The following is a 25,927-nucleotide window of genomic DNA, read 5'->3' as shown; positions in this document are numbered from 1 at the left end:
CGTTATTCGAGGGTAAAGAGGAAAGATGGATTACCCCTTCGAAAGGAGAGATGCTGTATTTTTGGCCTTTCCGATTTCGCACGGTTTGCGTTATCCCTTTTCATCCTTTTGCCGCTCGTATCGTTCGTCCACTCGATTGGTCATTCGTTTATGGCAGCTCTGTTCGGCGGCTGGGCGCGGTTTGCATTGGGGAGGGGGAAAGTATTGTTTCGCATCGGGGCCATCACGGTTCATCGGATCTATTTCCTCGATTCGAATGTCCGGTACTCGCGTTTGCGTTGGAGCAACCGGTTTACTCATTTCATGGTGCATGCAGGCGGCGTCCTGTTCAATATCGGTTCCGTGTTGCTGTTGAATTACCTGATTTCACATGGAATTATGAAAGACCGGAACTACCTTTTTCTCTATTCCTATTTTTCGATCTGGTTTGCGTTTATCTCACTCATCCCGGTCGACTACGGGAATGGCAGCTATAGCGACGGGCTGAATCTGTATTATATTTTGAAACATCGGGAGTTCCCTCAATTGTATAATTGAGCGAGTACCGGTGTTTTTTAATTAAAAGTGGGGGACGCGTAAGGAAGGGAAACATCGTCATATGTCGAATGTAAGCAAGTGGAAGTGATTTACATAATGGAAGGGGTCGGTCTTATGTCATTCAAAACAGCAGACCTATGCGATGAATTTGCAAATGAAGTGAAAGTTTGCATGATGGAGTTCAATTCGTATGGAAAGCATAAGCGGTTTTCCGGTCCGATTGAGACGGTTCGGGTGTTCGAAGACAATGTTCTAGTCAAAGAAGCGTTGCAGACTATCCCGGAAGGCAGCGTGCTCGTTGTCGATGGGGGCGGGTCGAAACGGTGCGCGCTTATGGGCGATCTGCTCGGTGATATTGCGCAAACGCGGAAACTGGCGGGCGTCATCATCAATGGATGCGCACGAGATACGGCGGATATCGGCCAACAGGAGATTGGCGTGTTCGCAATCGGAAGCCATCCGATGAAAAGCATTAAGCAAGGGAAGGGCGAACGTAATATTGCGTTGAATTTTGGCGATATCGATTGGGAGCCGGGGCATTATGTGTATGCGGATGAGGATGGGGTCATCGTCGCAGCCCGGAACTTGATCGGTTGAATTGGACATCCTTTGGGGAAGGCGTAGCCTTTTTCCGAAGGATGTTTTGTTATTTCCGCCGCCATTCGGGTAGGAGGAAATGGAAGGTGAATTTCTTTACTTTTAGAGAAATTCATATTATAATTTTAATTAATCAAAGATAGTCAAAGTCAAATAAAAGAGGTGAATTGGCATGAGAATGGATACTCAACAAGAAGATCAACGCACACCGCTTGAGCAGTTCGGGCGCAATCTTGTGGATGAAGTGAAAAACGGGAAAATGGATCCAGTCATCGGCCGGGATGAAGAAATCCGGAATGTCATTCGAATTTTATCAAGGAAGACGAAAAATAACCCAGTACTCATCGGAGAACCAGGGGTCGGGAAGACGGCAATCGTCGAAGGATTGGCCCAACGGATTGTCAAAGGGGATGTCCCGGAAGGATTGAAGGACCGTCAAATCTTCGAGCTGGATATGAGTGCTTTGATTGCGGGAGCCAAATATCGCGGGGAATTCGAGGAACGGTTGAAAGGCGTCTTGAAGCAGGTCAAGGACAGCGATGGGGAGATCATCCTTTTCATTGATGAAATCCATACAATTGTCGGTGCTGGGAAGACGGAAGGCGCGATGGACGCGGGCAATATGCTGAAGCCGATGCTCGCACGCGGCGAGTTGTACTGCATCGGCGCGACGACGCTGGATGAATATCGGATGTACATCGAGAAAGATCCGGCACTTGAGCGGCGGTTCCAACAAGTGATGGTGCGCGAACCGTCCGTCGAGGATACGGTGTCCATCTTGCGTGGGTTGAAAGAGCGCTTCGAGCTGCATCACGGAGTCCGCATCCATGACCGGGCGATCGTGGCGGCGGCTGCGTTATCGGATCGGTATTTAACGGAACGCTTTTTGCCGGATAAGGCGATTGACTTGATCGACGAAGCAAGCGCGATGATCCGAACGGAAATCGACTCCATGCCGAGCGAATTGGATGCGGTGACCCGGCGGATCATGCAGCTGGAGATCGAGGAACAGGCGCTTCGGAAAGAGAAGGACGCGGTGAGCCAAACACGGCTTGAAACGCTGAGCGAGGAATTGAAAGGATTGAAGGAGTCCTCCGCCGGCATGCGGGAGCAATGGGATCAAGAGAAAGAGGCGTTGCGCGGAATCCAAGAGAAGCGGGAGGAACTGGACCGCTACCGCCGCGATTTGGAAGATGCGCAAAACCGGTTTGATTTGAACCGGGCGGCCGAGCTCCAATACGGCAAGATCCCCGCTTTGGAGCAGGAGTTGCAGGAGCTGGAGCAGCCGTTGTTGGAGAGCCAGGAGAATCGGTTATTGCGGGAAGAAGTGACCGAAGAAGAGATTGCAGCGATCGTGGCACGCTGGACCGGAATCCCAGTCACCAAGTTGGTGGAAGGCGAGCGGGAAAAACTGTTGCGCCTCCGCGAAACGCTTGAGAAGCGGGTCATCGGCCAAGACGATGCCGTCCAACTCGTAACGGAAGCAGTATGGCGGGCACGTGCGGGCATCAAAGATCCGCATAAGCCGATCGGTTCGTTCCTGTTCCTCGGTCCGACGGGCGTCGGGAAAACCGAATTGGCGAAAACATTGGCCGCGACATTATTCGATTCGGAAGACCATTTCATTCGGATCGACATGTCCGAATACATGGAGAAGCACAGCGTTTCCAGACTCGTCGGGGCGCCTCCGGGGTATATCGGCTACGAAGAAGGCGGCCAGTTGACGGAAGCAGTCCGGCGCAATCCGTACTCTGTCGTCCTGCTCGATGAAATTGAAAAGGCGCATCCGGATGTCTCGAACATCCTGCTGCAAATTTTGGATGACGGCCGGATCACTGACAGCCAAGGCAGATTGGTCAACTTCACAAATACGGTCGTGATCATGACGTCCAACATCGGGTCCGCCTATTTGCTGAACGAACTGGATGACATGGAAAATCATGCAGCCGAAGATTTGGTAATGGCCGAGTTGAGACGCCATTTCAAACCGGAATTATTGAACCGGATGGACGATATTATTATTTTCCATTCCCTCAAAGCGGACGCATTCTCTCGAATTGCCCGGAAAATGTTGGTGGATCTAGTGAAACGACTTGAGGAACAGGAAGTCGTCTTGACTTATGACGATGCCGTCGTCGACTGGGTCGTCCGGGAAGGCACGGACGCCGACTTCGGGGCCCGTCCGCTGAAACGCTTCATCCAACGGAACGTCGAAACCGTCGTCGCCAAAGAAATCATCAAAGGCGAAATCCGCCCGGGCGAAGTGCTAGCATTGTCGATGGTGGATGGGAAATTGGATGTGCACAAAGGATGAAGACTGAAGAGCCGCATGGGGATTTTATTTCCTGTGTGGCTTTTTTCATGGTGGAGTGATTTCCGTGGATTAGATTGTATCCAACGGTGAGTTTGGTTGCATTCCTGTGCCGTTTGCTTGCACTTGGTCCAGGTTTTCTTGCGCTCACAGCATGGTTGCTCGCATTCGCTCTGGGCATTCTTGCAATTCGGCATCTGCCGTACGTTTGGTTGCGTTCGTATCTCATTTACTTGCGCCGCGTTCATGTTTTCTTGCATTCAGACGGCAGTAGTTAACTTCATTTTTCAATAAGCTGCCATGTAAAGGCAGCCGATTGTTGTAATTTTATTAATCCCGCAATTCATTTTTACTTTCTTTGTTCTTCCAAACCATAAATACTAATATTCCAAAAAGAGTAATAGATGCCAAACTGAGGATCTTAACAAACCATATACTGTGGCCGAATATTATTGCACAAAGAAAATAAGCAATCCATATAATTACTGCTAAAAACAGTAAACCCGGACGTCTTTCATTCATAATGTTCCCCTGCCCTTTTCAGTTAAAGAGTTTACCGTCATTAATGCTTGCATAGGCCCCCCGTTTCCTTGCACTCACCAAGCCGTTGCTTGCAAATCCTACCCTTTCAGCCCAACAAAAAAACCATCTCCCGAAAAGGAAATGGCTGTCTTTGTCAATCAATGATCGGAAACTGGTTCGTCCGGGCATGCACTGGAGATGACGAGGACGACGACCGATAGGATTACTGAAGCGACGATGCCCGGTACGAGGTCGAATGGAACGTTCGCGATCGAGCCGGTAACATAGTTCACCATGGTAACCAAAAGAAATGACCAAAGGAAAGTCACTACGAATTTCATCAAATTCACCTCTACATAAACGGATTCTTTCTAATCATAGCATAGCCGCAGCAGGGGAGGAACCTTTAATGCGCAAAAGCGAAATTAAATTTGGCAAAAGCGTGTCCGCGGGTTGAAAAGTATACCCGTTTCCCTTATGATTAATACCAGGTACTAATATTAGATGATAAGAACGGGGGATGAAAATGAACGCTGGTTTCATTGGAATCGGTAAATGCGTTCCAACACAAATCGTGACGAATGCAGATTTGGAAGAGCGGATGGATACATCGGATGAATGGATCCGCACACGGACAGGGATCGAACAACGGCATATTGCAGACGAGGATACGGATACATCGGATTTGGCGTACCAGGCTGCGGTGAACGCTATTGAAGATGCTGGGCTCCAGCCCGAGGACATCGGGTTGATCTTGGTAGCGACGGTGACTCCGGATCAGCCGTTCCCGTCGGTGTCTGCTATGATCCAAGACCGGTTGGGAGCGAAAAATGCTGCGGCGATGGACGTGTCCGCGGCTTGCGCTGGGTTTATGTACGGTATTGTGACGGCGAAACAGTTCGTTGAATCGGGTGCGTATCCGTATGTGCTCGTCGTTGGCGTAGAGAAATTATCGAAGATCATGGATTGGGAAGACCGCGGTACGGCCGTGCTGTTCGGTGACGGTGCAGGGGCAGCGGTCATCGGTAAAGTAAGCGAAGGACGCGGCATCCTGTCATTCGAACTCGGAGCGGATGGCAGCGGCGGCAAGCATCTGTTCCAAAAACGTTATATTCAAATGAACGGCCGAGAAGTATTCAAGTTCGCGGTAAGACAAATGGGCGAATCAGCTGAAAGTGTCATCGAAAAAGCAGGCTTGACGAAAGAGGACGTCGATTATCTGATTCCGCACCAAGCGAATATGCGGATCATGGAAGCCTCCCGGGAACGATTGGGTCTTCCGCCTGAGAAGATGTCGAAGACGATTCATAAATACGGCAACACTTCTGCGGCATCGATTCCGATTTCTTTAGTCGATGACGTGGCGGACGGGAAAGTGAAAGACGATGATGTCATCGTGCTTGTCGGGTTCGGTGGTGGGCTTACATGGGGCGGCCTTTGCGTCAAATGGGGAAGATGATTCCTTCTTTTCATGATAGAATAAGTGCTAGAAGTCGCGGAATTACTTAATTAGGGAAGGGAAGTTTGAGAACATGGAAAAACGTCGTGTCGTGGTTACAGGGGTCGGGGCGGTATCCCCAGTTGGGAATTCAGCGGAAGAATCTTGGCAGTCCGTATTAGAAGGCAAGTCGGGAATCGGCATGCTGACCCGGTTGGACCGAGAACAATTTCCGGTGAAAGTGGCGGCAGAAGTGAAAGACTTCGATATCGAAGAGTATCTTCCACGCAAAGACGCCCGGAAGATGGACCGATTCACGCATTTTGCGATCGCTTCCTCTGTTATGGCAATGAAAGACGCCAATCTGGAATTGGATGAAGAGCTTGGGCTGCGGACGGGCGTGTGGATCGGTTCGGGGATCGGCGGAATGGAAACACATGAACAGCAATTCAAGACATTCCTGGAAAAAGGGTACCGTCGGGTTAGTCCGTTTTTTGTCCCGATGATGATTCCGGATATGGCGTCTGGCCAGGTATCCATCCATTTGGGGGCGAAAGGCATCAACTCTTGTACCGTGACGGCCTGCGCTTCCGGAACGAACTCAATCGGGGATGCGTTTGAAGTCATTCGACGCGGGGATGCGGATATCATGATCACTGGCGGGACAGAAGCGCCGATCACGACGATGGCGGTTGCCGGTTTCTGTTCGAGTACCGCTCTTTCATTGAACCCGGACCCGGCGACGGCTTCCCGTCCGTTCGACGCAGAGCGCGATGGTTTTGTCATGGGAGAGGGCGCTGGGATCCTGATTCTTGAAGAATACGAGCATGCGAAAGCACGCGGCGCTAAAATCTATGCGGAAGTGATCGGCTATGGCTCCACGGGAGATGCCCATCATATTACGGCACCCGCTCCGGAAGGGGAAGGGGGCGCCCGCGCGATGGTGGAAGCAATCAAAAAAGGCGGCATTACGCCGGATCAAATCGATTACATCAATGCGCACGGTACGAGCACGCCGTACAATGACCTATATGAGACAATAGCCGCGAAAACGGTTTTCGGCGACCATGCCTATAAATTGGCGATGAGCTCGACGAAATCGATGACGGGCCATCTTCTAGGTGCAGCGGGCGGACTTGAGGCAATCTTCACCGTCAAGGCGCTCCACGAAGGCATTCTGCCGCCGACTGCAAATTACCAAAACCCGGATCCGGAATGTGATCTGGACTACGTGACAGAGGGCGCTCGTAAAGCAGACATCCGCTACGCAATGAGCAACTCACTCGGCTTCGGCGGACATAACGCTTCACTCGTGTTCAAGAAAATAGAAGATTAATCAGGACGCTCCACCAAAGTGAGGTGGGGCGTTTTTGGGATTAAATGAAGAATCGGTGGAGGCGGGCTGCATGGGACGTCCTTGTCAGTTGGGAGTTACCTCTAATAGTTTCAATTTCTCCGCGCCATGAGAGTTTGAGGCCGGGCCCTGACAGTTTGGGGGATTGCCCAAACAGTTATGCGATTTGCCCTTACAGTTTCTTCGCGCCATGAGAGTTTGAGGCCGGGCCCTGACAGTTTGGGGGATTGCCCTAACAGTTATTCTATTTGCCCTTACAGTTTCTCCGCGCCATGAGAGTTTGAGGCCGGGTCCTGACAATTTGAGGGATTGACCTGACAGTTATGCGATTTGCCCTTACAGTTTCTTCATGCCATGAGAGTTTGAGGCCGGGCCCTGACAGTTTGAGGGATTGGCCTGACAGTTATGCGATTTGCCCTTACAGTTTCCCCGCGCCATGAGAATTTGAAATCGGGCCCTGCCAGTTTAGAGAATGGACCTTCAGTTCCCAAACCAAAACGCCCCCTTCGTCTAACGGAGGGGGCGTCTTCATATACTCATAGAAAATCCAAAGGACGATGCCGAATGACACGTTTGTTCCTGTTCCTCATCAGCTACGGGCTCGTGGTGATAACGGTGTCCCATATGATCTTCTACTTCAATTATCGTTCGCTCGGATACGACTGGAACCAGATTTTCCAGTACATTTTCCGGACGGCTGATTTCGCGCTTTTTTTGATTGCGGCGGCCGTCCTGGTTTTAACGATTACCGTTTCCGTCCGAGCCCCATCGCGGCCTCCATCTTCCCGAGAGTGACCGATGCGATGGCGTTCGCTTTTTCGGCGCCTTGGTCCAAGATGTCATCCAAGATCGTAGAGTCGAGCAATTCATAGTACTTCTCCTGGATCGGGGTAAGATGTGCGACGACAGCTTCGGCGACGCCCGTCTTGAAGGCACCATAGCCGAGCCCTTCATATTTGGCGACGAGGTCGTCGATGGCGACATCACTTAACGCGGATTCGATTGTCAATAAATTCGAAACGCCCGGTTTTTCAGCCACGTCGAATCGGACGACTCCTTCCGAATCGGTAACGGCACTTTTGATCTTCTTCTCAATTTCTTTTGGCGTGTCCAATAAATACAATGTCCCCTTCTTATTCGGATCCGATTTGCTCATTTTTTTCACCGGATCTTGCAAGGACTTGACGCGGGCCCCGTTTTTCGGAATGCGCACTTCTGGAATTGTCAGGACTTCCCCATAGCGTCTGTTGAACCGTTCCGCCAAATCGCGGGTCAGTTCCAAATGCTGCTTTTGGTCTTCCCCGACTGGGACAACGTCGGTGTTATACAAGAGAATATCTGCGGCCATCAACGGTGGATAGGTCAATAGTGCCGCGGAAACCCCTTCTTGTCCTTCCGACTTATCCTTGAACTGGGTCATGCGCTCAAGTTCTCCGATATACGAAACACATTGCATGATCCAGCCGGCTTGGGCATGCGCCGGTACCTCCGACTGTATAAATAAAACGGATTTCTCCGGATCGATGCCGCTTGCGATATATGTCGCCGCCAATGAACGGATCGCTTTCTTCAATTCATCTGGTTCTTGCTGGACCGTGATTGCATGTTGGTCGACAATTGAAAAAATGCAGTCCGCCTCATGTTGAACTTCGACAAACTGCCGGAATGCTCCAATATAATTCCCCAATGTAATGATGCCTGTTGGCTGTACGCCTGAAAAAATGGTCGTCATTTCAATCTCCTCCTGTAAAAATTTAGTTTTAGCTCAACACAATTTAATATCCGCGCCGGATTTTAATCCAAATAAAAAACACCAATCATCCCATACTAGGGACGATTGATGTCATTCAACCGTGGTACCACCCGAATTGCCCGAAGGCCACTCCAATTCCGTAACGCGGAAAACGTGACAAGCTACAGCCGAAGCATTCACTTATCAGGCTCGGGACCCCATTCATCCAGATCAGCTTACCTGTTTCCACCAAGCACAGGCTCTCTATAAAGCTCGGAACTGAATTACTCTTTCCTTCACAGCCGTTCTTCATCATGTTTATCAAATTATAATATGGGGTATGAAAGAATGCAATAGCGCCGTCAAATGTAATAAAAGAGAAGCCCGATGCCCATCCCCGTTAAAATCAGCGTACCTCCCCCCAGCAACGGTGTGATGGATCCTGTAAATAGTTGAGACGGTGCCCGCATCGAGTCAATTTCCTCCACCCGATGTTTCGGCGTGAAAATCTTGCGGGACGTGATGAGAAAAACATCAAAGAATCCGGTAGAAAAAACAAAGAAGACAAGCCCGGTAAACAGCATGATACCGCCGACGGAAAATGACATATTTACATAGGCGAGAAGTGAAAATTCATTATGGAATAACAATACAAGGACAACGGTAATAAGTTGCCCTAAGAAGAAATATCGGATGGCTTTATTCATAGCGATGCCTCCTTTATTTCAGTATTTTAAAGATTTGATGAGATGAAATCAAAGAATGATTCTCCGTTCTCTAATATAAAGCATTCCACGTAACTAATGGTGAATTAAATTTACAGACTTCATTATATTAGGACAGTGATATGTGGACTTGGGCTATACAACATTTTAGAACTGAAAGGGAGGTCATTCATTTGAAGCATCGTTTAGTTTGGCTGTTGAGCCTATTGCTCATTGTGAGCGTTTTCCTAGCTGCTTGTGGCGGAAAGAATGAAACGGAGGAAGATACGTCCACTCCGACTGAGAATGGACAAGACAAGGAAGAAGGAAACACGGAAGAGGCAGGAGAGCCCGATGCGGAACAGGTGCTGCATTTGATCGAAGCTGCTGAAATCCCTTCGATGGACCTTTCCATTGCGGAGGACCAAGTCAGCTTCCTCGTCTTGAGCAATGTTATGGAAGGCCTTTACAGCCTTGACCAAGAAAGTATGCCGGTTCCGGCAATGGCGGAAGGCGAACCTGAAATTAGCGATGATGGTAAAACGTACACATTCAAAATCCGTGATGATGCCAAATGGTCTAATGGAGATCCCGTGACTGCCCATGATTTCGTCTATTCTTGGCAACGGGCGATCGATCCGGACACCGCGTCGCCGTACGGCCCTTACTTGATGGCCGGCATGGTGAAAAACGCAACGGAAATCGGAAAAGGGGAAGCGGAGATTACTGACCTCGGGATCCGGGCGGAAGATGACAAGACTCTCGTTATCGAACTTGAAAATCCAGTGGCGTACTTCTTATCCCTTATGGCGTTCCCGACATTTTTTCCATTGAATGAGGACTTTGTAACGGAACACGGGGACAAGTATGCAGCCAATTCAGATGCAATGTTATATAACGGTCCGTTCAAATTGACGGATTGGGATGGGACAGGCGACTGGAAGTATGTGAAGAATGATCAGTATTGGGATAAAGACACTGTGAAGCTTGATGAAATCACAGTCAATGTCGTAAAGGAAACTGCTACGGCAGTGAAACTATATGAACAGGGACAAATCGACCGAACCGTCCTATCTTCCGAATATGCGATGCAGTACACGGATAATCCGGAAGTGGTACATGAATTGGAAACGTCTGTGTTCTACTTTAAATTGAACCAAGAACGTAACGGGAAAGCGACCCCGCTCGCGAATGAGAACATTCGTAAAGCAATAGCTCGCGCGTTCAACAAACAGGAATTGACGGACGCTATTCTGGCAAACGGTTCCCTTCCGGCGAACTACCTGGTCCCGGTTGAGTTCACGTATGACGAAGATGGAAAAGACTTCCGTGATTATAGCGGCGAATATCTCGAATACAATGTGGACGAAGCGAAAAAATATTGGGAAAAAGGCTTGGAAGAGCTAGGTACTGATCAAGTGACACTGGAACTTCTTGGCGGCGATACAGAAAACGCGAAGAAGCAGCAAGAGTGGTTCAAATCCGAGTTTGAACGCAATCTCCCAGGACTTACGATCAATTTGAAAGAAGTGCCGTTCGCTGTCCGCCTGAAATTGGATAACAGCAGTGACTTCGATATTCAAAACGCAGGTTGGGGAGCGGATTTCTCGGATCCGATTTCCTTTATGGAACTGTTCACTACCGACAGTCCGCAAAACTTGACGGGCTACTCGAATCCGGAATTGGATCAATTGGTCGAAGCGACAAAAGTTGAACTTGCGGATGATCCGGTTGCCCGCTACGAAGCTTTTGCAAAAGCTGAAAAGATTCTTTTGGAAGATGATGCTGCTATTGCACCACAGTACCAACGCGGGCGTGCAGCTCTCATGAAACCGTATGTCAAAGGGCTTGTCACACACCCATTCGGTGGGGACTACTCCTTTAAATGGACGTACATTTCCGGAAAAGAGTAATGGGATGATATAGCCTGTAAAATCTCATACTAAAGAGAGTATATGGTGAGCACAACCATGTACTCTCTTTTTTAATAAAAAGGAATTTATGCCAGTTTTCATAATAAACGACGATCAGACAGGAGATAATTTGCAGGAGGTGCAAAAGATGGCGAAATATATAACGAAGCGAGTCGTTTACATGTTCATCTCCCTATTCCTCATAGCGACGTTTACTTTCATCTTGATGAAACTGCTGCCCGGTTCCCCGCTCGCCTCCGCAGCAAAATTATCACAAGAGCAGCGGGAAGTCGTTTATGAAAAATATGGGTTGAATGATCCGTTGCCTGTCCAGTACGTCCGGTATATGGGCAATTTGGCAAAAGGGGATTTTGGTGTGTCTTTCCAATATAAGAACGCCGACGTCATGACGTTGATTGTGAAAAAGTTGAAGTATTCAATGATACTTGGTGGTCAAGCACTGTTGTTCGGCACATTGGTCGGCATTGTCCTCGGAATGATTGCGGCATTGAAGCAAGATACGATATGGGACTACGGCAGTACGGTCATTGCGATTTTAGGAGTCTCCATCCCTTCTTTCGTATTCGCAGCCTTATTGCAATATGTATTTGCCGTGCATTGGCAATGGTTTGACGTCGGTCTTTGGAAAGGCTGGAAATCGAGCGTGCTTCCATCAATTGCGCTTGCGATGGGGCCGATTGCGATGGCAGCCCGTTTCATTCGAACGGAAATGATTGAAGTATTGAATTCGGATTATATCTTGCTCGCTAAAGCGAAAGGCGCCAACTGGTTTGAAATAGCATTCAAGCATGCTTTCCGGAATGCCTTGATTCCCCTCATTACCGTATTGGGGCCAGTGGCGGCCAGTCTGTTGACAGGCTCCCTTGTCGTGGAACAGATCTTTGCTATCCCTGGAATCGGTGAACAATTCGTCAAATCGATCAACTCAAATGATTATTCCGTCATTATGGGAACTACGATGTTCTTCTCTGTATTCTTGATCGTCATTATTCTAATCGTCGATATTTTATACGGCGTCATTGATCCGCGGATCCGTTTGTCTGGAGGTGCCAAATCATGACCCAACCCATAGAAGAATTACCGAAGGAATCATTTGAACGAATCATCGTGGATAGCCATCAGGCTGAGAAGATTTCCAAGCCGAGTTTGAGCTTCTGGCAAGACGCCTGGCTGCGTATCCGGAAAAATAAAGCCGCTATTTTCAGTGTGTTCATCCTGTTATTTCTCATCTTCATGGCATTCGTCGGTCCGTCCATGGTGCCGCATGACCCCGAAAACGTCCGGGTCACTCACGCCAATCTGCCGCCGAAGATCCCGGGTCTTGAAAATCTTGGCATTGCGGATGGGGAAGGAAAGCTCGGATCCAAAGTCGTCAATCTTTATGAAATGAAAAAAGTCGAAGAGTATTATTGGTTCGGGACGGACAGCTTGGGACGCGATTTGTTCAGCCGTCTGTGGAAAGGAACGCAAATCTCCCTGTACATCGCTTTTGTGGCGGCCGTCATCGATATGCTGATCGGTGTCATCTACGGCGGGATTTCCGGCTATTATGGCGGCCGCGTTGATGATATTATGCAGCGGATTGCGGAAATCCTAATTGGGATTCCGACGCTCGTCATCGTCATTTTGATGATCATGGTCATGAAGCCGGGCATTTGGTCCATCATTATCGCCATATCCATTACGGGCTGGATCGGGATGTCGCGGATCGTTCGAGGACAAGTGCTGAAATTCAAAAACCAGGAATTCGTCCTGGCGGCGAAAACACTCGGTGCCAGTGACGGGCGGATCATCAAAAAACATTTGTTGCCGAATATTATGGCGATCGTCATCATCAATATGATGTTCACGATTCCGACGGCGATCTTCTTCGAAGCGTTCCTCAGCTTCATCGGTCTCGGGTTGCAGGCACCAAAAGCTTCGCTTGGAACATTGATCAATGACGGTTATAGGTTTCTGGAATACCAGCCGCATATGTTGTTCTTTCCGGCCGTCGTATTGAGTATCTTGATGATCGCATTCAACTTGATCGGCGATGGATTGCGTGATGCACTTGATCCGAAGATGAAAGATTAAAAGGAGGAAAGCGGAATGGAAAAGATTGTGGAAGTACGGGATCTGGAGCTTTCCTTCCATACGTTTGCAGGTGAAGTGAAAGCGATCCGAGGCGTCAATTTTGAAGTGTTCAAAGGGGAGACGCTCGCCATCGTCGGGGAATCGGGTTCCGGTAAATCCGTCACGACGAAAGCGATCATGCGACTGCTCCCTGAATCAAGCACTGAATATAAAAACGGGGCGATCTGGTTTGGCGGAAGGGATTTGCTCGCGGTTTCTGAAAAAGAAATGCAGAAAGTGCGGGGCAAGGACATATCGATGATCTTCCAAGATCCGATGACCTCCCTCAATCCGACGATGACAATCGGCAAGCAAATTATGGAACCACTTTTGAAACACCAAAATATGAACAAAAAAGAAGCATGGAAAAAGTCGGTCGAATTGCTCGGACTTGTCGGGATGCCCCAACCGGAAATCCGGATGAAGCAATACCCGCACCAATTTTCGGGCGGGCAACGGCAACGGATTGTCATCGCGGTAGCGTTAGCTTGCAACCCGAAGTTGCTCATCGCGGATGAACCGACAACCGCTTTGGACGTCACGATTCAGGCACAGATTTTGGAACTGATGAAAAAACTGCAAAAGCAGATCGATACGGCCATTATTTTCATCACCCATGATCTAGGGGTAGTCGCCAATGTCGCGGACCGTGTCGCCGTCATGTATGGCGGACAGATCGTGGAGGTCGGGACTGTCGACGAGATTTTCTATAACCCGCAACATCCGTACACATGGGGCTTGCTCAGTTCGATGCCGTCCTTGGATACGGAGGAAGAGCAATTATATGCAATTCCCGGTTCGCCGCCTGATTTATTGGAACCGCCGACGGGGGATGCGTTCGCTCTTCGAAGTGAGTATGCAATGAAGATTGATTTGGAGAAAAGGCCGCCGCTTTTCAAAGTGAGCGACACTCATTATGCCGCCACATGGCTGCTCCATCCGGAAGCGCCGCGAGTGGATCCTCCGGCTGCCATCGTGGAACGGATGAAGGAATTCCCGGGCAGCCGATACTATGAAGGACAGGCGGGAGGTGCGAGATGATGGCTGAGAAATTGCTAGAAATCAAAAACTTGAAACAATACTTTAATGTAGGTAAAAAAAATGAAGTGCGTGCAGTCGATGATATTTCCTTTGATATTTACCGTGGAGAGACACTCGGTCTGGTCGGTGAATCGGGTTGTGGAAAATCAACGACAGGCCGTACGATCATACGTCTTTACGAAGCGACGGGCGGTGAGGTCATCTATGATGGTGTTGATGTCCACGCCAAAAAGTCGAAAAAGGAACTGAAGCGTTTTAACCAGAAAATGCAGATGATCTTCCAGGACCCGTACGCCTCACTGAACCCGAGGATGAAAGTGCTCGACATCATTGCGGAAGGGCTGGATATCCACGGATTGGCCAAAAACTCGAAGGAACGGACAGCGCGTGTGTATGAACTACTAGAAACGGTCGGCTTGAATCGCGAACATGCGAACCGCTATCCGCATGAATTCTCCGGCGGCCAGCGCCAACGTCTCGGAATTGCCCGCGCACTTGCGGTCGAGCCGGAATTCATCATCGCGGACGAGCCGATTTCCGCCTTGGACGTTTCCATCCAGGCGCAAGTCGTCAATCTGCTAAAGGAACTGCAAGAGGAAAAAGGGTTGACGTATTTGTTCATCGCCCATGACCTTTCGATGGTGAAATATATATCGGACCGGATCGGTGTCATGTACTTCGGGAAGCTGGTCGAACTGGGACCGGCGGATGATATTTATAAATCGCCGCTCCACCCGTATACCCGATCATTGCTCTCCGCCATCCCATTGCCTGACCCCGAATACGAACGGACCCGGTTGCGGAAAACCTACAACCCTGCCTCCCACCAATATGGAGAGGGAGAAGAGGTAAAGATGCGGGAAGTGAACCCCGGCCATTATGTCCTTTGTTCAGAGCGGGAATATCGGGAAATGACAGCTGGAAAATGAGACGAAGGATCCGTTTATCTTTAATCAGCACAAGTCTCCCACTTCTATAGGTGGTGAGATGAATGCGGTTTGATCTCCTGTTCAGCGGGTGTTCAAACTCCCGCTGAACAGGGGAACTCAGACTAAAACCGCCGCTTCCTGAAAGATGCCTTGATTTCTGCAAAGATCGCAGAAATACGGCCAATCGAACCCTTCGCTGCTCAATTGGCAATGTCTGAGTGACAACATCCTGTTGGCCCAAAGCCTCCGAAGCACAGGACGTGCTAGTGCCGGCAATACCACAGGATGTGGCGTTTTTGTCGGCCGGCGGATGTCACGGATTTTTAAGGGGTGAAACCGATCCCTCTGCATATTCTGGAAACTTTTGATAGGATGTTTTAATAAGGGAGGTTGTCTGTATGAAAATATGGGCTTGGGTGCTAGTGTCATTCCTTGCGCTATCATTTTGGAATCCGCAGTCTAGCCATGCGGAAGAAGATGACAGAGTCCAAGAGTTTGCCGAACGTACATATGGATTTACAGCAATTGATGAAGCGGTGATCGCTTCGTCGGAACTATTCCGATTTCAGTCGGGCTTGATATTTGAATATCCGGATGCGGTTCGCGGCGTTTACGTGACCGGCCATTCCGCAGGCGGGGCGCGATTTAACCAATTGGTGAATTTAATTGAAACTACCGATTTGAATTCAATGGTCATCGATATTAAAGATGATCATGGGTATCTCACGTATATACCGGCCGAAGGTTCCGAGCTGGCTACCATGGACATTGGTCAACCGTATATCAAAGATCCTCGTGCTCTATTAAAAACATTGGAAGAGAAGAAGATTTATCCGATTGCACGGGTCGTTGTCTTCAAAGATAGCGTCCTAGCTGAAAAGCGTCCCGATCTTTCATTCACGGACGGTGGGGCTGTCTGGAAAAACGGCCGGGGTGAATCATTCGTGAACCCTTTCCTGCAAGAGGTGTGGGACCATAACGTCGCCATCGCGAAAGAAGCCGCCGAAATGGGCTTCCAGGAAATTCAGTTCGACTATGTGCGCTTTCCGGAAGGATTTGAAAAACGACATGAGACGTTGAAGTACGGCATGGGCGACTATGCGGAATCCGAATTGGACCCGGTGCAGCGTCGGGTGGAAGCGGTGACCGATTTCGTTGTCTATGCGAGAGAGCAGTTGCAGCCATATGATGTGGATGTCTCCGTTGATATTTTCGGATATGCCGCGACCTTGCCGGAAGCACCGGGGATCGGGCAAAACTTCTCCAAGATCTCTGACAACGTCGATGTCATTTCGTCGATGATTTACCCGAGTCATTGGACCTCCTATTTTGGCATCGCGAAACCGGATACGGAGCCTTATCGGTTAGTGACAGAATATGCCAAAGTGGAAAATGAAGTCCTGTCCAAACTCGAAGACCCACCCGTATCGCGCCCATGGCTCCAAGATTTCACGGCATCCTGGCTAGGCACAGGCAATTATAAACGATATGGAAAAGCTGAAGTCGAAGCGCAAATCAAGGCGCTAAAGGAAAACGGCATCGATGAATTCCTTCTATGGAACGCCGGAAACCGTTATACGGCAGGCGTCAACTATATCCCGTAACTAGAAAGCTAACCGGAAACCTGATTGTTTCCGGTTTTTTCTTGTCTTTTCATGCCCAATCTATACTTAATTTCATTCCGGGTGCATAAAAAATAGTTGATGCGGGTATACTATGCCGGATGGCGGTTATTGACAATTTTAATGAAACCTTTCCGTCTATTCAAACGTATTATATAGTGTGAAGGATAAAATTTCTTTTTTCAGCAAGGGGATTCTAATTGAGAAAGCAAAAGAATTGACATAGTGATGTTTAAAAGAATTTCTAACCGGGTATAACAGATAAGAACCATTGAATCAGAACAGAAAATTACGTGGAAAGTCATTAATATTGCGGAATTGTGAAGCAGTATCCAAATTTTTTTGAAAAAGTGTATTCATTGGTATCAATTACGTGTATAATAAGTATAGAAAAGTTCATTTTACAATCATTCTAATTTAAACATGAATTTAAATATCCAAACAAGCCGACTGAAAGGAAGTGTCAATGTATGATGGTTACATTATTCACATCACCTAGCTGTACGTCATGCAGAAAAGCGAAAGCATGGTTGGAGGAACATGAAATTCCATATACAGAGCGCAATATTTTTTCAGAGCCATTGAATATCGATGAAATCAAAGAGATCTTGCGAATGACAGAAGACGGGACAGACGAAATTATTTCCACCCGTTCGAAAATCTTCCAGAAGTTGAACATCGACGTAGAGAGCCTTCCGCTCCAACGGCTATATGAATTGATTCAGGAGCATCCAGGTCTTCTTAGACGACCGATCATTCTAGATGAAAAGAGATTGCAGGTAGGGTACAATGAAGATGAAATCCGTCGTTTCCTACCGAGAAAAGTGAGGGCCTATCAGCTGCAAGAAGCAAGGCGAATGGTCAATTAATTAAACACTCTAAAACGCTGATGGGAATGACATTGAAAAATGCCGTATGCCTATCAGCATTTTCGATTTTCCTTGCTTTCCCGGCGGATGTTATCTACAATGCTAGTATTATCAGAATTATAACGCTATCGCCGTGACGGAAACCTTTCACCTTATGGCGAATGTTCATATACTAGTACTAAGCATTGCAGGTGCTCTACACAATATGGAGGAACTGGCGCGGACCGGTTCCGGAGGAAGGGAGAGAAAAGGGATGGAAATAGAACGCATCAATGAGAATACTGTTAAGTTTTTCCTATCATATATTGATATTGAAGAGCGCGGGTTCACCCGCGAAGAAGTATGGTATAACCGTGATAAAAGCGAGGAGCTATTCTGGGAAATGATGGACGAAATCAATGATGAAGGCGATTTTGAGATCGAAGGGCCTTTATGGATCCAAGTCCATGCGATGAGCGGCGGCATCGAAGTAACGGTGACGAGAGCGCAAATGCCTGCCGATGGGCAGCAACTGGAACCCCCGTTTGATATGGATGACCCTCGGAAGATGTTCCAACCGGACGGTGACGAGTTTGATGAAATGACAGATCTGGTGAACGAGGAAGATGAAAACGGATTTGATTGGATCGATAATATGTTCGTCTTTAAAGACTTCGAAGAGTTGATTCAACTGGCAAGCCGCATGTCGGGATATGAGAAGGCCAAGACCGCGTTATACTCGTTTGAAGATAAGTATTACTTGTATCTGACTTATGATCCGGATTCTGCGCAAGACTTCCGGAAAACTGATTTGTTCAGCGTTATTTCCGAGTTTGGTAACGCATCGAACGTAACCATCCATCGACTCCAAGAATACGGCACTCTCGTAATAGAATCTGACGTTTTTCAAACGTTTGAAAAATACTTTTCATAAAGGAATTTAAACGCCTGGGCGTAGTTGTGTCCGGATTTTGAAAAGAGTTTCCTAACTCTTTTCAAATCCTGTGCGTCGGAGGCTTTATCTTTATTCAGCGGGCATTTAGATCCCCTGGACAATTTCCCTTACCGCCTATTGAGGTGGGAGGCATTTGTTGAATAAGTAGAAAACAGCTGCTGCAGAGTGGCTGTTTTTTTGTTTCATTTGATTACTTGACTGAAAGTTTGTACAATTGGAGTGGAAAGGAGTGTTGTTTTTGTTAACTGCTCTTGATCAAGAGGGCAATTGGATTGTGTTGCTTCCTTCGATGGAACGGGAACGATTACGCCAGTCGAGAAACACGCAGCGGTTTTATTGCCCGCAATGTAAAAATCCAGTTCTCCTGAAAGTGGGCGATATCGTCATTCCCCATTTTGCCCATCAGCAAACGTCGTCATGTTCCGGCGCTTTTTCCGAAGGGGAATCCTTGGCGCACTTACTTGGAAAGCAACAGTTATTCACCTTTTTTCAGAAGCACGCCGAGCATGTGGAACTGGAGCCATTTGTCCAACGGATTTCCCAGCGCCCTGATCTTCTCGTAACACTTCATTCCGAACAATTTCCGATTGAATTCCAATGCAGTCCCATTTCCAACTCCCGATTGGAAGAGAGGACAGCCGGTTATCGTCGAGCCGGTCTGGAACCGTTTTGGTTGTTGCACACACCGGACAAGCACCGCCAGCATCATCTCGGAATCGATGTGTTTCAATTTTCCCGCTTTCATGAGCTATTCTTCACTCACCATCCCCCTGAAGGATCCGTATTAATCACCTACCATCCCGAAACCGAGTCTTTCCATTATTTCAGCAACCTGATTCATATTGCCGGCAGACGATACATTGGCAACCACCGGAAGCTGGCCATTTCCCACCAGACTATCCCATTTGCACGCCCCAAGGCACCAATGGAGGAAGAAATCCAAAGGTACGCTGATTTGTACCGGGCGGCCCGCGCCTCTTTCCTGAAAAACCGCATCCGGATGAATCGCAAAGGCCTGAACGACGCTTTTTTGCGGGCATGCTATGAGATTCGTTTCATTCCATCCGAATTGCCTGCTTGGATTGGCGTGCCCGTTCACGGTTCGGAAGCTTTCCGGGAACATGACTGTGAATGGCAAACGGCGTTCATCCATGATGCCTGGAAACAGAAGCTGCAGATTGAGCAACTTTTTGATTGTTCCATACTGAAATTCATCAGTCGCTATGATGGGAACAAAAAGAGCATGGAGAAAGCTTGCGTTGCCTATCGTGATTTTCTGATCCGGTCCCGTGTCGATATTCTCAAGAATCACGATGACCTCGTCGAAGACTGTCTAATCAAGGTTCTAGCAGGAAGATTCCTTGCAATACCAAGCGAATATTGAGAAAATGAAATCTACTCTTTGCTTGGAATGGAGGACTTTGGATGACAAGTGAATCAAAGAACAAAGTATTGACCCGAGAGGAAGTCAAGGAGGATGAGACATGGCGCCTCGAGGATATTTTCGAAACGGACGAGGCTTGGGAGCAGGAATACAAAGCGATTGAAGAATTTGTGAAAAAAGCGGATTCTTATAAAGGCACGCTCCGTAATGGCGCGGAAGCCCTATATGATGCGTTGACATACCGGGATAAATTATCCGAAAAATTGCGGCGGCTTTATACGTATGCACATTTGAAGGCGGATCAGGATACGACGAACAGCTTCTATCAAGCGCTGGATAGCCGGGCAAAAACGCTGTACGTGAAAGTTTCGACGGCGCTCTCCTTCTTCTTGCCGGAGCTCCTTTCTATCGATGAGGAAGAGCTGGACCGCTTAGTGGATTCCCATAAAGGACTTCAACTGTATAAGCAGGAATTCCGGGAAATCAACACACAACGGCCGCATGTGCTTCCTGCTGAACAGGAGTCGCTCATTGCCCAATTGGCAGAGGTGACAGGAAACCCGGCCGAAACATTCAATATGCTGAACAACGCCGATTTGACGTTCCCAATGGTCAAGGACGAGAGTGGGGAAGAGGCCGAATTATCCCATGGCCGCTATATCCGATTTTTGGAAAGCGACGACCCTAGCGTCCGAGAAGGGGCCTTCAAGGCGATGTTCTCGAAGTATAAAGAGTTCCAGAATACCTTTGCCTCGACATTATCCGGTGCGGTGAAAAGCCATAATGTCAACGCCCGGATTCGCAACTACGGTTCCGCCCGTGAAGCCGCCATGTCGAATAACCATATCCCTGAAACGGTTTATGAAAACTTGGTATCGACTATTAATAAAAACGTCCATCTGTTGCAACGCTACGTAGCATTGCGGAAAAAGGTGTATGGACTGGATGAACTGCATATGTGGGATCTATATGCGCCGCTCATCAAGGAAGCCAATACAAAAATCACCTACCCGGAAGCGGAAGAGACGATGCTGAAAAGTTTCCAGCCGCTCGGCGAGGATTATGTGTCGATTGTCAAGGAAGGGTTGGAGAACCGCTGGGTCGATGTCCGAGAGAATAAAGGGAAGCGGTCGGGTGCCTACTCTTCAGGCTCATTCGGCACGAATCCATACATTCTGATGAACTGGCAAGACAATATTAATAATTTGTTCACGTTAGCTCATGAATTCGGGCATAGCGTTCACAGCTATTACTCCCGGAACAACCAGCCGTTCATCTACAGCGGCTATTCCATTTTCGTCGCAGAAGTCGCCTCCACAGTGAATGAAGCGATTCTGAATGATTATTTATTAAAAACGACTGAGGACGAACAGAAACGGATCTATCTACTCAATTACTGGCTCGACGGATTCCGGGGAACGGTTTTCCGTCAGACGATGTTTGCTGAATTTGAGCATATGATCCACCAATTGGATCAGCAAGGCGTCGCATTGACGTCGGAGAAGCTGACGGAAGAGTACTATGCGTTGAACAAAAAGTATTTTGGCGATGACTTGGTCGTAGATGAGGAAATCGGCTTGGAATGGGCCCGGATTCCTCACTTCTATTATAATTATTATGTGTATCAATACGCGACAGGTTACAGCGCGGCCGTGGCCCTCAGCCATCAGATTCTGACAGAAGGGGAGCCGGCGGTCGAGCGGTACATCAATAATTTCTTGAAAGCAGGATCCTCCGATTACCCAATCGAAGTCCTGAAAAAGGCAGGCGTCGACATGACAAGCGCCGCCCCAATCGAAGAAGCATGCCGGGTCTTCGAAGAAAGACTGAACGAACTGGAATCTTTATTACTGAAGTAAAACGAGGAAACCCCTTAATCCGTGGACTGCTAGCGGAAAAGGGGTTTTTCTGTATAACAGATGTGAACGGAAATTGGGTGTTAAATGTTACAAATTCGTGAACTTTATTGTGAAATGTTGATGTTACTATTATTTTATGATAAATTAAGGATGTGAAATAAATCACAATCCCAAACATACACCCCTTTTGTTTGAACGTGAACATTTCTCCCATTCCCTTTGTAAAAGAGCATCCACTTCCCCCCAGGAGTGGGTGCTCTTTTCGTTTTGTTTGAGATTCCGCTTGCCACGATTATTCGGTTTCTTGGTCCTATTGAAAACTGTCATGGGGCGGCGGAACTGTCATGGCAAACTGTGAAACTGTAAGGGCAATCCTTTGACCTGTCATGGCCCGAATGAAAACTATCATGGTGCGGCCGAACTGTCATGGCAAATTGTGTAACTGTAAGGGCAATCCTTTGACCTGTCATGGCTCGAGCGAAAACTGTCATGGGGCGGCGGAACTGTCATGGCAAACTGTCGAACTGTAAGGGCAATCCTCTGAACTGTCATGGCCCTAGCGAAAACTGTCATGGGGCGGCGGAACTGTCATGGCAAATTGTGAAACTGTAAGGGCAATCCTTTGAACTGTCATGGCTCGAGTGAAAACTATCATGGTGCGGCGGAACTGTCATGGCAAACTGTGAAACTGTAAGGACAACTTCACAAACTGTCATGGCTCGACAATTTTTTCTCCCGAATTATTGAATAGCGAGTAGAACTTATGTATGCTAGAGCTGAATAGTCAGAAAAAGGAGAGGAGCTGAAAGGCGATACGAAAGGGAATACAGAGGAAGCCACCCGTTTTGCTCGACGGGCTACCACGCTTATTGGCCCGGTTGCCTTTAAACCATCGAAAAGTCCCGGAGATAAAATCGCAACTGTATCGGATAAATATGGGGTATTCAGGAGAATGCAATGCTGATCAGTATTTAGAGCGTTATCAATTTTCCAAGTCGACGCAAATATTGACGAATGTTCACTTAAGAACCTCATCCGGTTTTACATTTGAAGTAGATACTTTGATTTTATCTGAGAAATTTGTATTAATAGTAGAAGTCAAAAACCTCAAAGGTATTATTCGGTTTGTTCAAAATCCTCCACATCTTAGACAAGTACTTGAAACAGGCGAGGAAACCATATTAAATTGTCCTTATTCCCAAATTGAAACGAATAAATCAAATTTAAATGAATGGTTCCGCCAGCAAGGTATCCAACTGAAATCCATTGGGCTACTTGTTCTTTCCAACCCAAACACCATAGTTAAAGAAGCCCCGCCATTCTTTCCAATCGTGTACAAAAAACAAATCCCGCATCATCTTCAGAAACTAGAGTCCTATGAAACGATTTTGAAGCCATCGCAAATTCACGAAATATCCAGGAAAATATTAGCGAATCAAGCCAGCTTTAACCCCTATCCATTATGTTCTTACTATAGTATAGATGTCAAAGAGCTTCGGAGAGGATTACTTTGCCGATATTGCAATAACCTGCTTAACCGGAAAAACCGGGAAACCTGGCTTTGTACGATCTGTGGAAAGGTGGCAGAGGATCCCTATAATGAAGGGATTTCCGATTGGATAAAGCTTGTGAAAAATACAATAACCAATGAAGAGTGCAAGGTGTTTCTAGGATTAAAAGATTCAAATGCGGCCCGCTATGCCCTTTCTAAATCTTCTTTAATTAAAAAAGGAAAATCGACCGCTACTTTTTATATACCGGGAGTCAAAAGTGGGAATAAATGATTAAAGATAGTTGTTATACAGATTCTCCTTGTTATAGTGAGTAGGTTCGAACAGGATAAGGCCTGAAGGAAAATATGATGGCTTTGGCAAGCTACCAAGATAATCCGCTGCATTGAAAAACCAGTGTTGCAGTCTTGATTTACCGATTATATCCCCATAGTTCTAATAAACTTGACAGCATGGTCGAACCGTCATGACAAACTGCGAAACTGTGAGGGGGACTCCTTGAACTGTAAGGGCAATCCCCCGAACTGTCATGGCTCGAGCAGAAACTGTCATGGGGCGGCGGAACTGTCATGGCGAACTGTGAAACTGTAAGGGCAATCCTCCGAACTGTCATGGCTCGAGCGGAAACTGTCATGGGGCGGTTGAACTGTCATGGCAAACAGTGAAACTGTAAGGGCAATCCCCCGAATTGTCATGGCTCGAGCAGAAACTGTCATGGGCGGTTGAACTGTCATGGCAAACAGTGAAACTGTAAGGGCAATCCCCCGAATTGTCATGGCTCGAGCAGAAACTGTCATGGGGCGGTGGAACTGTCATGGCAAACAGTGAAACTGTAAGGGCAATCCCCCGAACTGTCATGGCTCGAGCAGAAACTGTCATGGGGCGGTGGAACTGTCATGGCAAACTGTGCTGTAAGGGCAATCCTCCGAACTGTCAGCGGAAACTGTCATGGGGCGGTTGAACTGTCATGGCAAACTGTGAAACTGTAAGGGCAATCCCCCGAATTGTCATGGCTCGAGCAGAAACTGTCATGGGGCGGCCGAACTGTCATGGCAAACAGTGAAACTGTAAGGGCGATCAGCCAAACTGTCATGTCCCGGTCGATCCGTCCCGGCTAGGTCAAACTTATCCTAGCAAACAGCAAGGCCCATCCCTCCCAACCCACCACCCCACGCAATAAGAACAAAAAAGCCCCACGCCAGAAATCCCAGCAGTGAGGCCTTTCCAAAAACTTATAAAGTCGTAGGCTTTCTACGCCAAAGCGTAGTGTCTTGGACGAGGAGACGTTCCACATGTTGTTGCAGGAGACGTTTTTTGAGTTCGCGTTCTGCGGATTTTTCGGATATCCGGTAGATGTCGGCGATCTCTTCCGTCGTCAAGGTGTCGAAACGATGAAGCAGGTCATCGAGCGTCGGAGGCAGGTCAGGGAATAGCGATTCCCCGAGGAGCTCTTCGAGAATTTGTTCATACACGGCAAAGGTGTAGAGACCGCTCACTTTCAACCCTTCATCTTCGATATTTTCATTAAAATAAACAAAGGTCGGGGCTGTTTCAACTTCCATTTCGCTTGCTAAATATAAATCCACTTGTAAAGCGCGCAGGACGTTTTTGGATGAAAAGTCACGGATGAACTCGTCGACGTCCAGATTGACCTTTTTCGCAATCTCCACAAGAACCGAAAAGGAGGAGACATTGCGGGATTTTAAAAATGAATATTCCAACATTTTGGAGAGAAACCGGAACCCGGCTCGCTTTCCTTGAAACTCGGCGGCTTTGACAGCAATGCTTGGAAAGGAAGGGTGTAGTTTACTACAAGCCTTCGGATCCTCATTCGTTTCGAGACATTTCATGTTCATCGCCGGCATGGATGTCCGAAGAGCAATCCGAAGTGTGAAATAGCGCTCGTACTGGATTTGCAATTTACGCAAAATCGGCTGCAGCAACCAGCAGTCGGTACAAAGCGGATCGATGAAAACATACAATTCGATCGGCCGGGTCGTTGCTGACGACGGACTGATCGGATTGTCCAAAAGGATTCGCCGATTCACGGACGATCCTCCCCGATACGATTGACCATATGATGTGCAGTCATGACGAGGCGCTTGTAGTACATTTCCCGAAAGGGCCCTTCGAGTCCCACTTCATCCATCGCTTCAGACATACAAGAAAGCCATGCCTCCGCCCGCACCGGCGTGATGGGAAAAGGCATATGGCGTGCTTTCATCATCGGATGGCCGTGTTCTTCCGTATATAAATTAGGTCCACCTAAATATTGGGTTTGAAATTGTTTTTGTTTCCGTGCTGTTTCCGTCAGGTCATCTGGGAAAATCGGGTACAAGTCCGGGTGCTTTGCAACTTTCTCATAAAATCTATCGATTAGGTCCGACAACTTTTCCGCACCGATCTCCTCATAAGGGATCAAAGGTTTTCGAGTCATATATGTCAATCTCCTTTGCTCTGACTGTATTGACATTCTATCAATCCCACAGATCTTTCACAAATAAAACAGCTTAGGTGACAAATGCGATAGGCCT

General features: G+C 47.8%; 22 protein-coding genes and 1 other annotated feature. Of the genes, 17 read left to right on the top strand and 5 right to left on the bottom strand.

The features are described from left to right. The first annotated feature begins 204 nt into the window (after window positions 1-204). The 3 genes from MKY41_RS08660 (at window position 205) to MKY41_RS08650 (ending at window position 3,448) form a co-directional block, all read left to right on the top strand. Window positions 205-537: a hypothetical protein gene (locus MKY41_RS08660; RefSeq protein ID WP_340744643.1), complete on the top strand. Its 333-nt coding sequence runs from the start codon at window positions 205-207 to the stop codon at window positions 535-537. A 114-nt stretch (window positions 538-651) separates the two neighbouring features. After that, window positions 652-1,134 carry a ribonuclease E activity regulator RraA gene (rraA, locus tag MKY41_RS08655; protein WP_340744642.1) on the top strand — a complete coding sequence of 161 codons (483 nt, stop codon included), beginning with the start codon at window positions 652-654 and terminating at the stop codon, window positions 1,132-1,134. A gap of 178 nt (window positions 1,135-1,312) precedes the next feature. Next, window positions 1,313-3,448: an ATP-dependent Clp protease ATP-binding subunit gene (locus tag MKY41_RS08650; RefSeq protein WP_340745665.1), complete on the top strand. Its 2,136-nt coding sequence runs from the start codon at window positions 1,313-1,315 to the stop codon at window positions 3,446-3,448. 677 nt (window positions 3,449-4,125) lie between these two features. Here the strand turns inward: MKY41_RS08650 and MKY41_RS08645 are convergent. Then, on the bottom strand, window positions 4,126-4,308 hold the full coding sequence (locus MKY41_RS08645; RefSeq protein WP_340744641.1) for a DUF2929 family protein: 183 nt from the start codon (window positions 4,306-4,308) through the stop codon (window positions 4,126-4,128). Window positions 4,309-4,493: 185 nt separating this feature from the next. On the opposite strand from MKY41_RS08645, the gene MKY41_RS08640 reads away from it, so the two are divergent. Together MKY41_RS08640 and fabF are read left to right on the top strand one after the other, a co-directional pair. Then, complete coding sequence (locus tag MKY41_RS08640; RefSeq protein WP_340744640.1) at window positions 4,494-5,426, top strand: beta-ketoacyl-ACP synthase III; 933 nt, start codon at window positions 4,494-4,496, stop codon at window positions 5,424-5,426. A 73-nt stretch (window positions 5,427-5,499) separates the two neighbouring features. Further along, entirely contained in the window at window positions 5,500-6,741 is a 1,242-nt protein-coding gene (gene fabF, locus MKY41_RS08635) for a beta-ketoacyl-ACP synthase II (protein WP_340744639.1), read from the top strand. Between the two features lie 763 nt (window positions 6,742-7,504). Here the strand turns inward: fabF and trpS are convergent. Both trpS and MKY41_RS08625 read right to left on the bottom strand, forming a co-directional pair. Beyond that, a complete protein-coding gene (gene trpS, locus MKY41_RS08630; protein ID WP_340744638.1) occupies window positions 7,505-8,491 on the bottom strand; it encodes a tryptophan--tRNA ligase in 987 nt (328 codons plus the stop codon). A gap of 94 nt (window positions 8,492-8,585) precedes the next feature. Continuing rightward, window positions 8,586-8,800, bottom strand: a binding site (T-box leader). A gap of 53 nt (window positions 8,801-8,853) precedes the next feature. Continuing rightward, window positions 8,854-9,198, bottom strand: a complete 345-nt coding sequence (locus tag MKY41_RS08625) for a DUF3899 domain-containing protein (RefSeq protein ID WP_340744637.1) — start codon at window positions 9,196-9,198, stop codon at window positions 8,854-8,856. Between the two features lie 191 nt (window positions 9,199-9,389). Here MKY41_RS08625 and MKY41_RS08620 point away from each other — a divergent pair, with 191 nt between their 5' ends. The 12 genes from MKY41_RS08620 (at window position 9,390) to MKY41_RS08565 (ending at window position 24,354) form a co-directional block, all read left to right on the top strand. After that, window positions 9,390-11,108 (top strand): peptide ABC transporter substrate-binding protein, encoded by a 1,719-nt coding sequence (locus MKY41_RS08620; protein ID WP_340744636.1) that lies wholly within the window; start codon window positions 9,390-9,392, stop codon window positions 11,106-11,108. Window positions 11,109-11,256: 148 nt separating this feature from the next. Beyond that, on the top strand, window positions 11,257-12,189 hold the full coding sequence (gene opp3b / locus MKY41_RS08615) for an oligopeptide ABC transporter permease (RefSeq protein WP_340744635.1): 933 nt from the start codon (window positions 11,257-11,259) through the stop codon (window positions 12,187-12,189). Next, the gene (gene opp3C, locus MKY41_RS08610) at window positions 12,186-13,205 is read left to right on the top strand and encodes an oligopeptide ABC transporter permease (protein WP_340744634.1); all 1,020 of its coding nucleotides are present in this window, start codon (window positions 12,186-12,188) and stop codon (window positions 13,203-13,205) included. Before opp3b ends, opp3C begins: the two co-directional genes overlap by 4 nt. Window positions 13,206-13,220: 15 nt before the next feature. Then, window positions 13,221-14,285 carry an ABC transporter ATP-binding protein gene (locus MKY41_RS08605; protein WP_340744633.1) on the top strand — a complete coding sequence of 355 codons (1,065 nt, stop codon included), beginning with the start codon at window positions 13,221-13,223 and terminating at the stop codon, window positions 14,283-14,285. Then, a complete protein-coding gene (locus MKY41_RS08600) occupies window positions 14,285-15,214 on the top strand; it encodes an ABC transporter ATP-binding protein (RefSeq protein ID WP_340744632.1) in 930 nt (309 codons plus the stop codon). The genes MKY41_RS08605 and MKY41_RS08600 overlap by 1 nt, the downstream gene beginning before the upstream one ends. Window positions 15,215-15,612: 398 nt before the next feature. Then, window positions 15,613-16,818 (top strand): putative glycoside hydrolase, encoded by a 1,206-nt coding sequence (locus tag MKY41_RS08595; protein WP_340744631.1) that lies wholly within the window; start codon window positions 15,613-15,615, stop codon window positions 16,816-16,818. A 491-nt stretch (window positions 16,819-17,309) separates the two neighbouring features. Then, window positions 17,310-17,705, top strand: coding sequence for a transcriptional regulator SpxA (spxA, locus tag MKY41_RS08590; protein ID WP_340745664.1), 396 nt, complete (start codon window positions 17,310-17,312; stop codon window positions 17,703-17,705). A 253-nt stretch (window positions 17,706-17,958) separates the two neighbouring features. Then, window positions 17,959-18,618, top strand: a complete 660-nt coding sequence (mecA, locus tag MKY41_RS08585) for an adaptor protein MecA (protein WP_340744630.1) — start codon at window positions 17,959-17,961, stop codon at window positions 18,616-18,618. A 250-nt stretch (window positions 18,619-18,868) separates the two neighbouring features. After that, the gene (locus MKY41_RS08580; RefSeq protein ID WP_340744629.1) at window positions 18,869-20,023 is read left to right on the top strand and encodes a competence protein CoiA; all 1,155 of its coding nucleotides are present in this window, start codon (window positions 18,869-18,871) and stop codon (window positions 20,021-20,023) included. 41 nt (window positions 20,024-20,064) lie between these two features. Next, window positions 20,065-21,882, top strand: coding sequence for an oligoendopeptidase F (gene pepF, locus MKY41_RS08575; RefSeq protein WP_340744628.1), 1,818 nt, complete (start codon window positions 20,065-20,067; stop codon window positions 21,880-21,882). 845 nt (window positions 21,883-22,727) lie between these two features. Further along, window positions 22,728-23,666, top strand: a complete 939-nt coding sequence (locus tag MKY41_RS08570) for a nuclease-related domain-containing protein (protein ID WP_340744627.1) — start codon at window positions 22,728-22,730, stop codon at window positions 23,664-23,666. Window positions 23,667-24,207: 541 nt separating this feature from the next. Beyond that, window positions 24,208-24,354 (top strand): hypothetical protein, encoded by a 147-nt coding sequence (locus MKY41_RS08565; RefSeq protein ID WP_340744626.1) that lies wholly within the window; start codon window positions 24,208-24,210, stop codon window positions 24,352-24,354. A gap of 271 nt (window positions 24,355-24,625) precedes the next feature. Here the strand turns inward: MKY41_RS08565 and MKY41_RS08560 are convergent, their stop codons facing one another. Further along, window positions 24,626-25,441: a DsbA family protein gene (locus MKY41_RS08560; protein WP_340744625.1), complete on the bottom strand. Its 816-nt coding sequence runs from the start codon at window positions 25,439-25,441 to the stop codon at window positions 24,626-24,628. Continuing rightward, entirely contained in the window at window positions 25,438-25,830 is a 393-nt protein-coding gene (locus MKY41_RS08555; RefSeq protein WP_041073684.1) for a globin domain-containing protein, read from the bottom strand. Before MKY41_RS08555 ends, MKY41_RS08560 begins: the two co-directional genes overlap by 4 nt. Window positions 25,831-25,927 lie beyond the last annotated feature (97 nt).

Source organism: Sporosarcina sp. FSL W7-1349, assembly GCF_038003045.1.
In the GTDB taxonomy this organism is placed as follows: Bacteria; Bacillota; Bacilli; order Bacillales_A; family Planococcaceae; genus Sporosarcina.
Note: the sequence above shows the minus strand (reverse complement) of the source record. Positions and strands in the feature narration are given on the sequence as shown.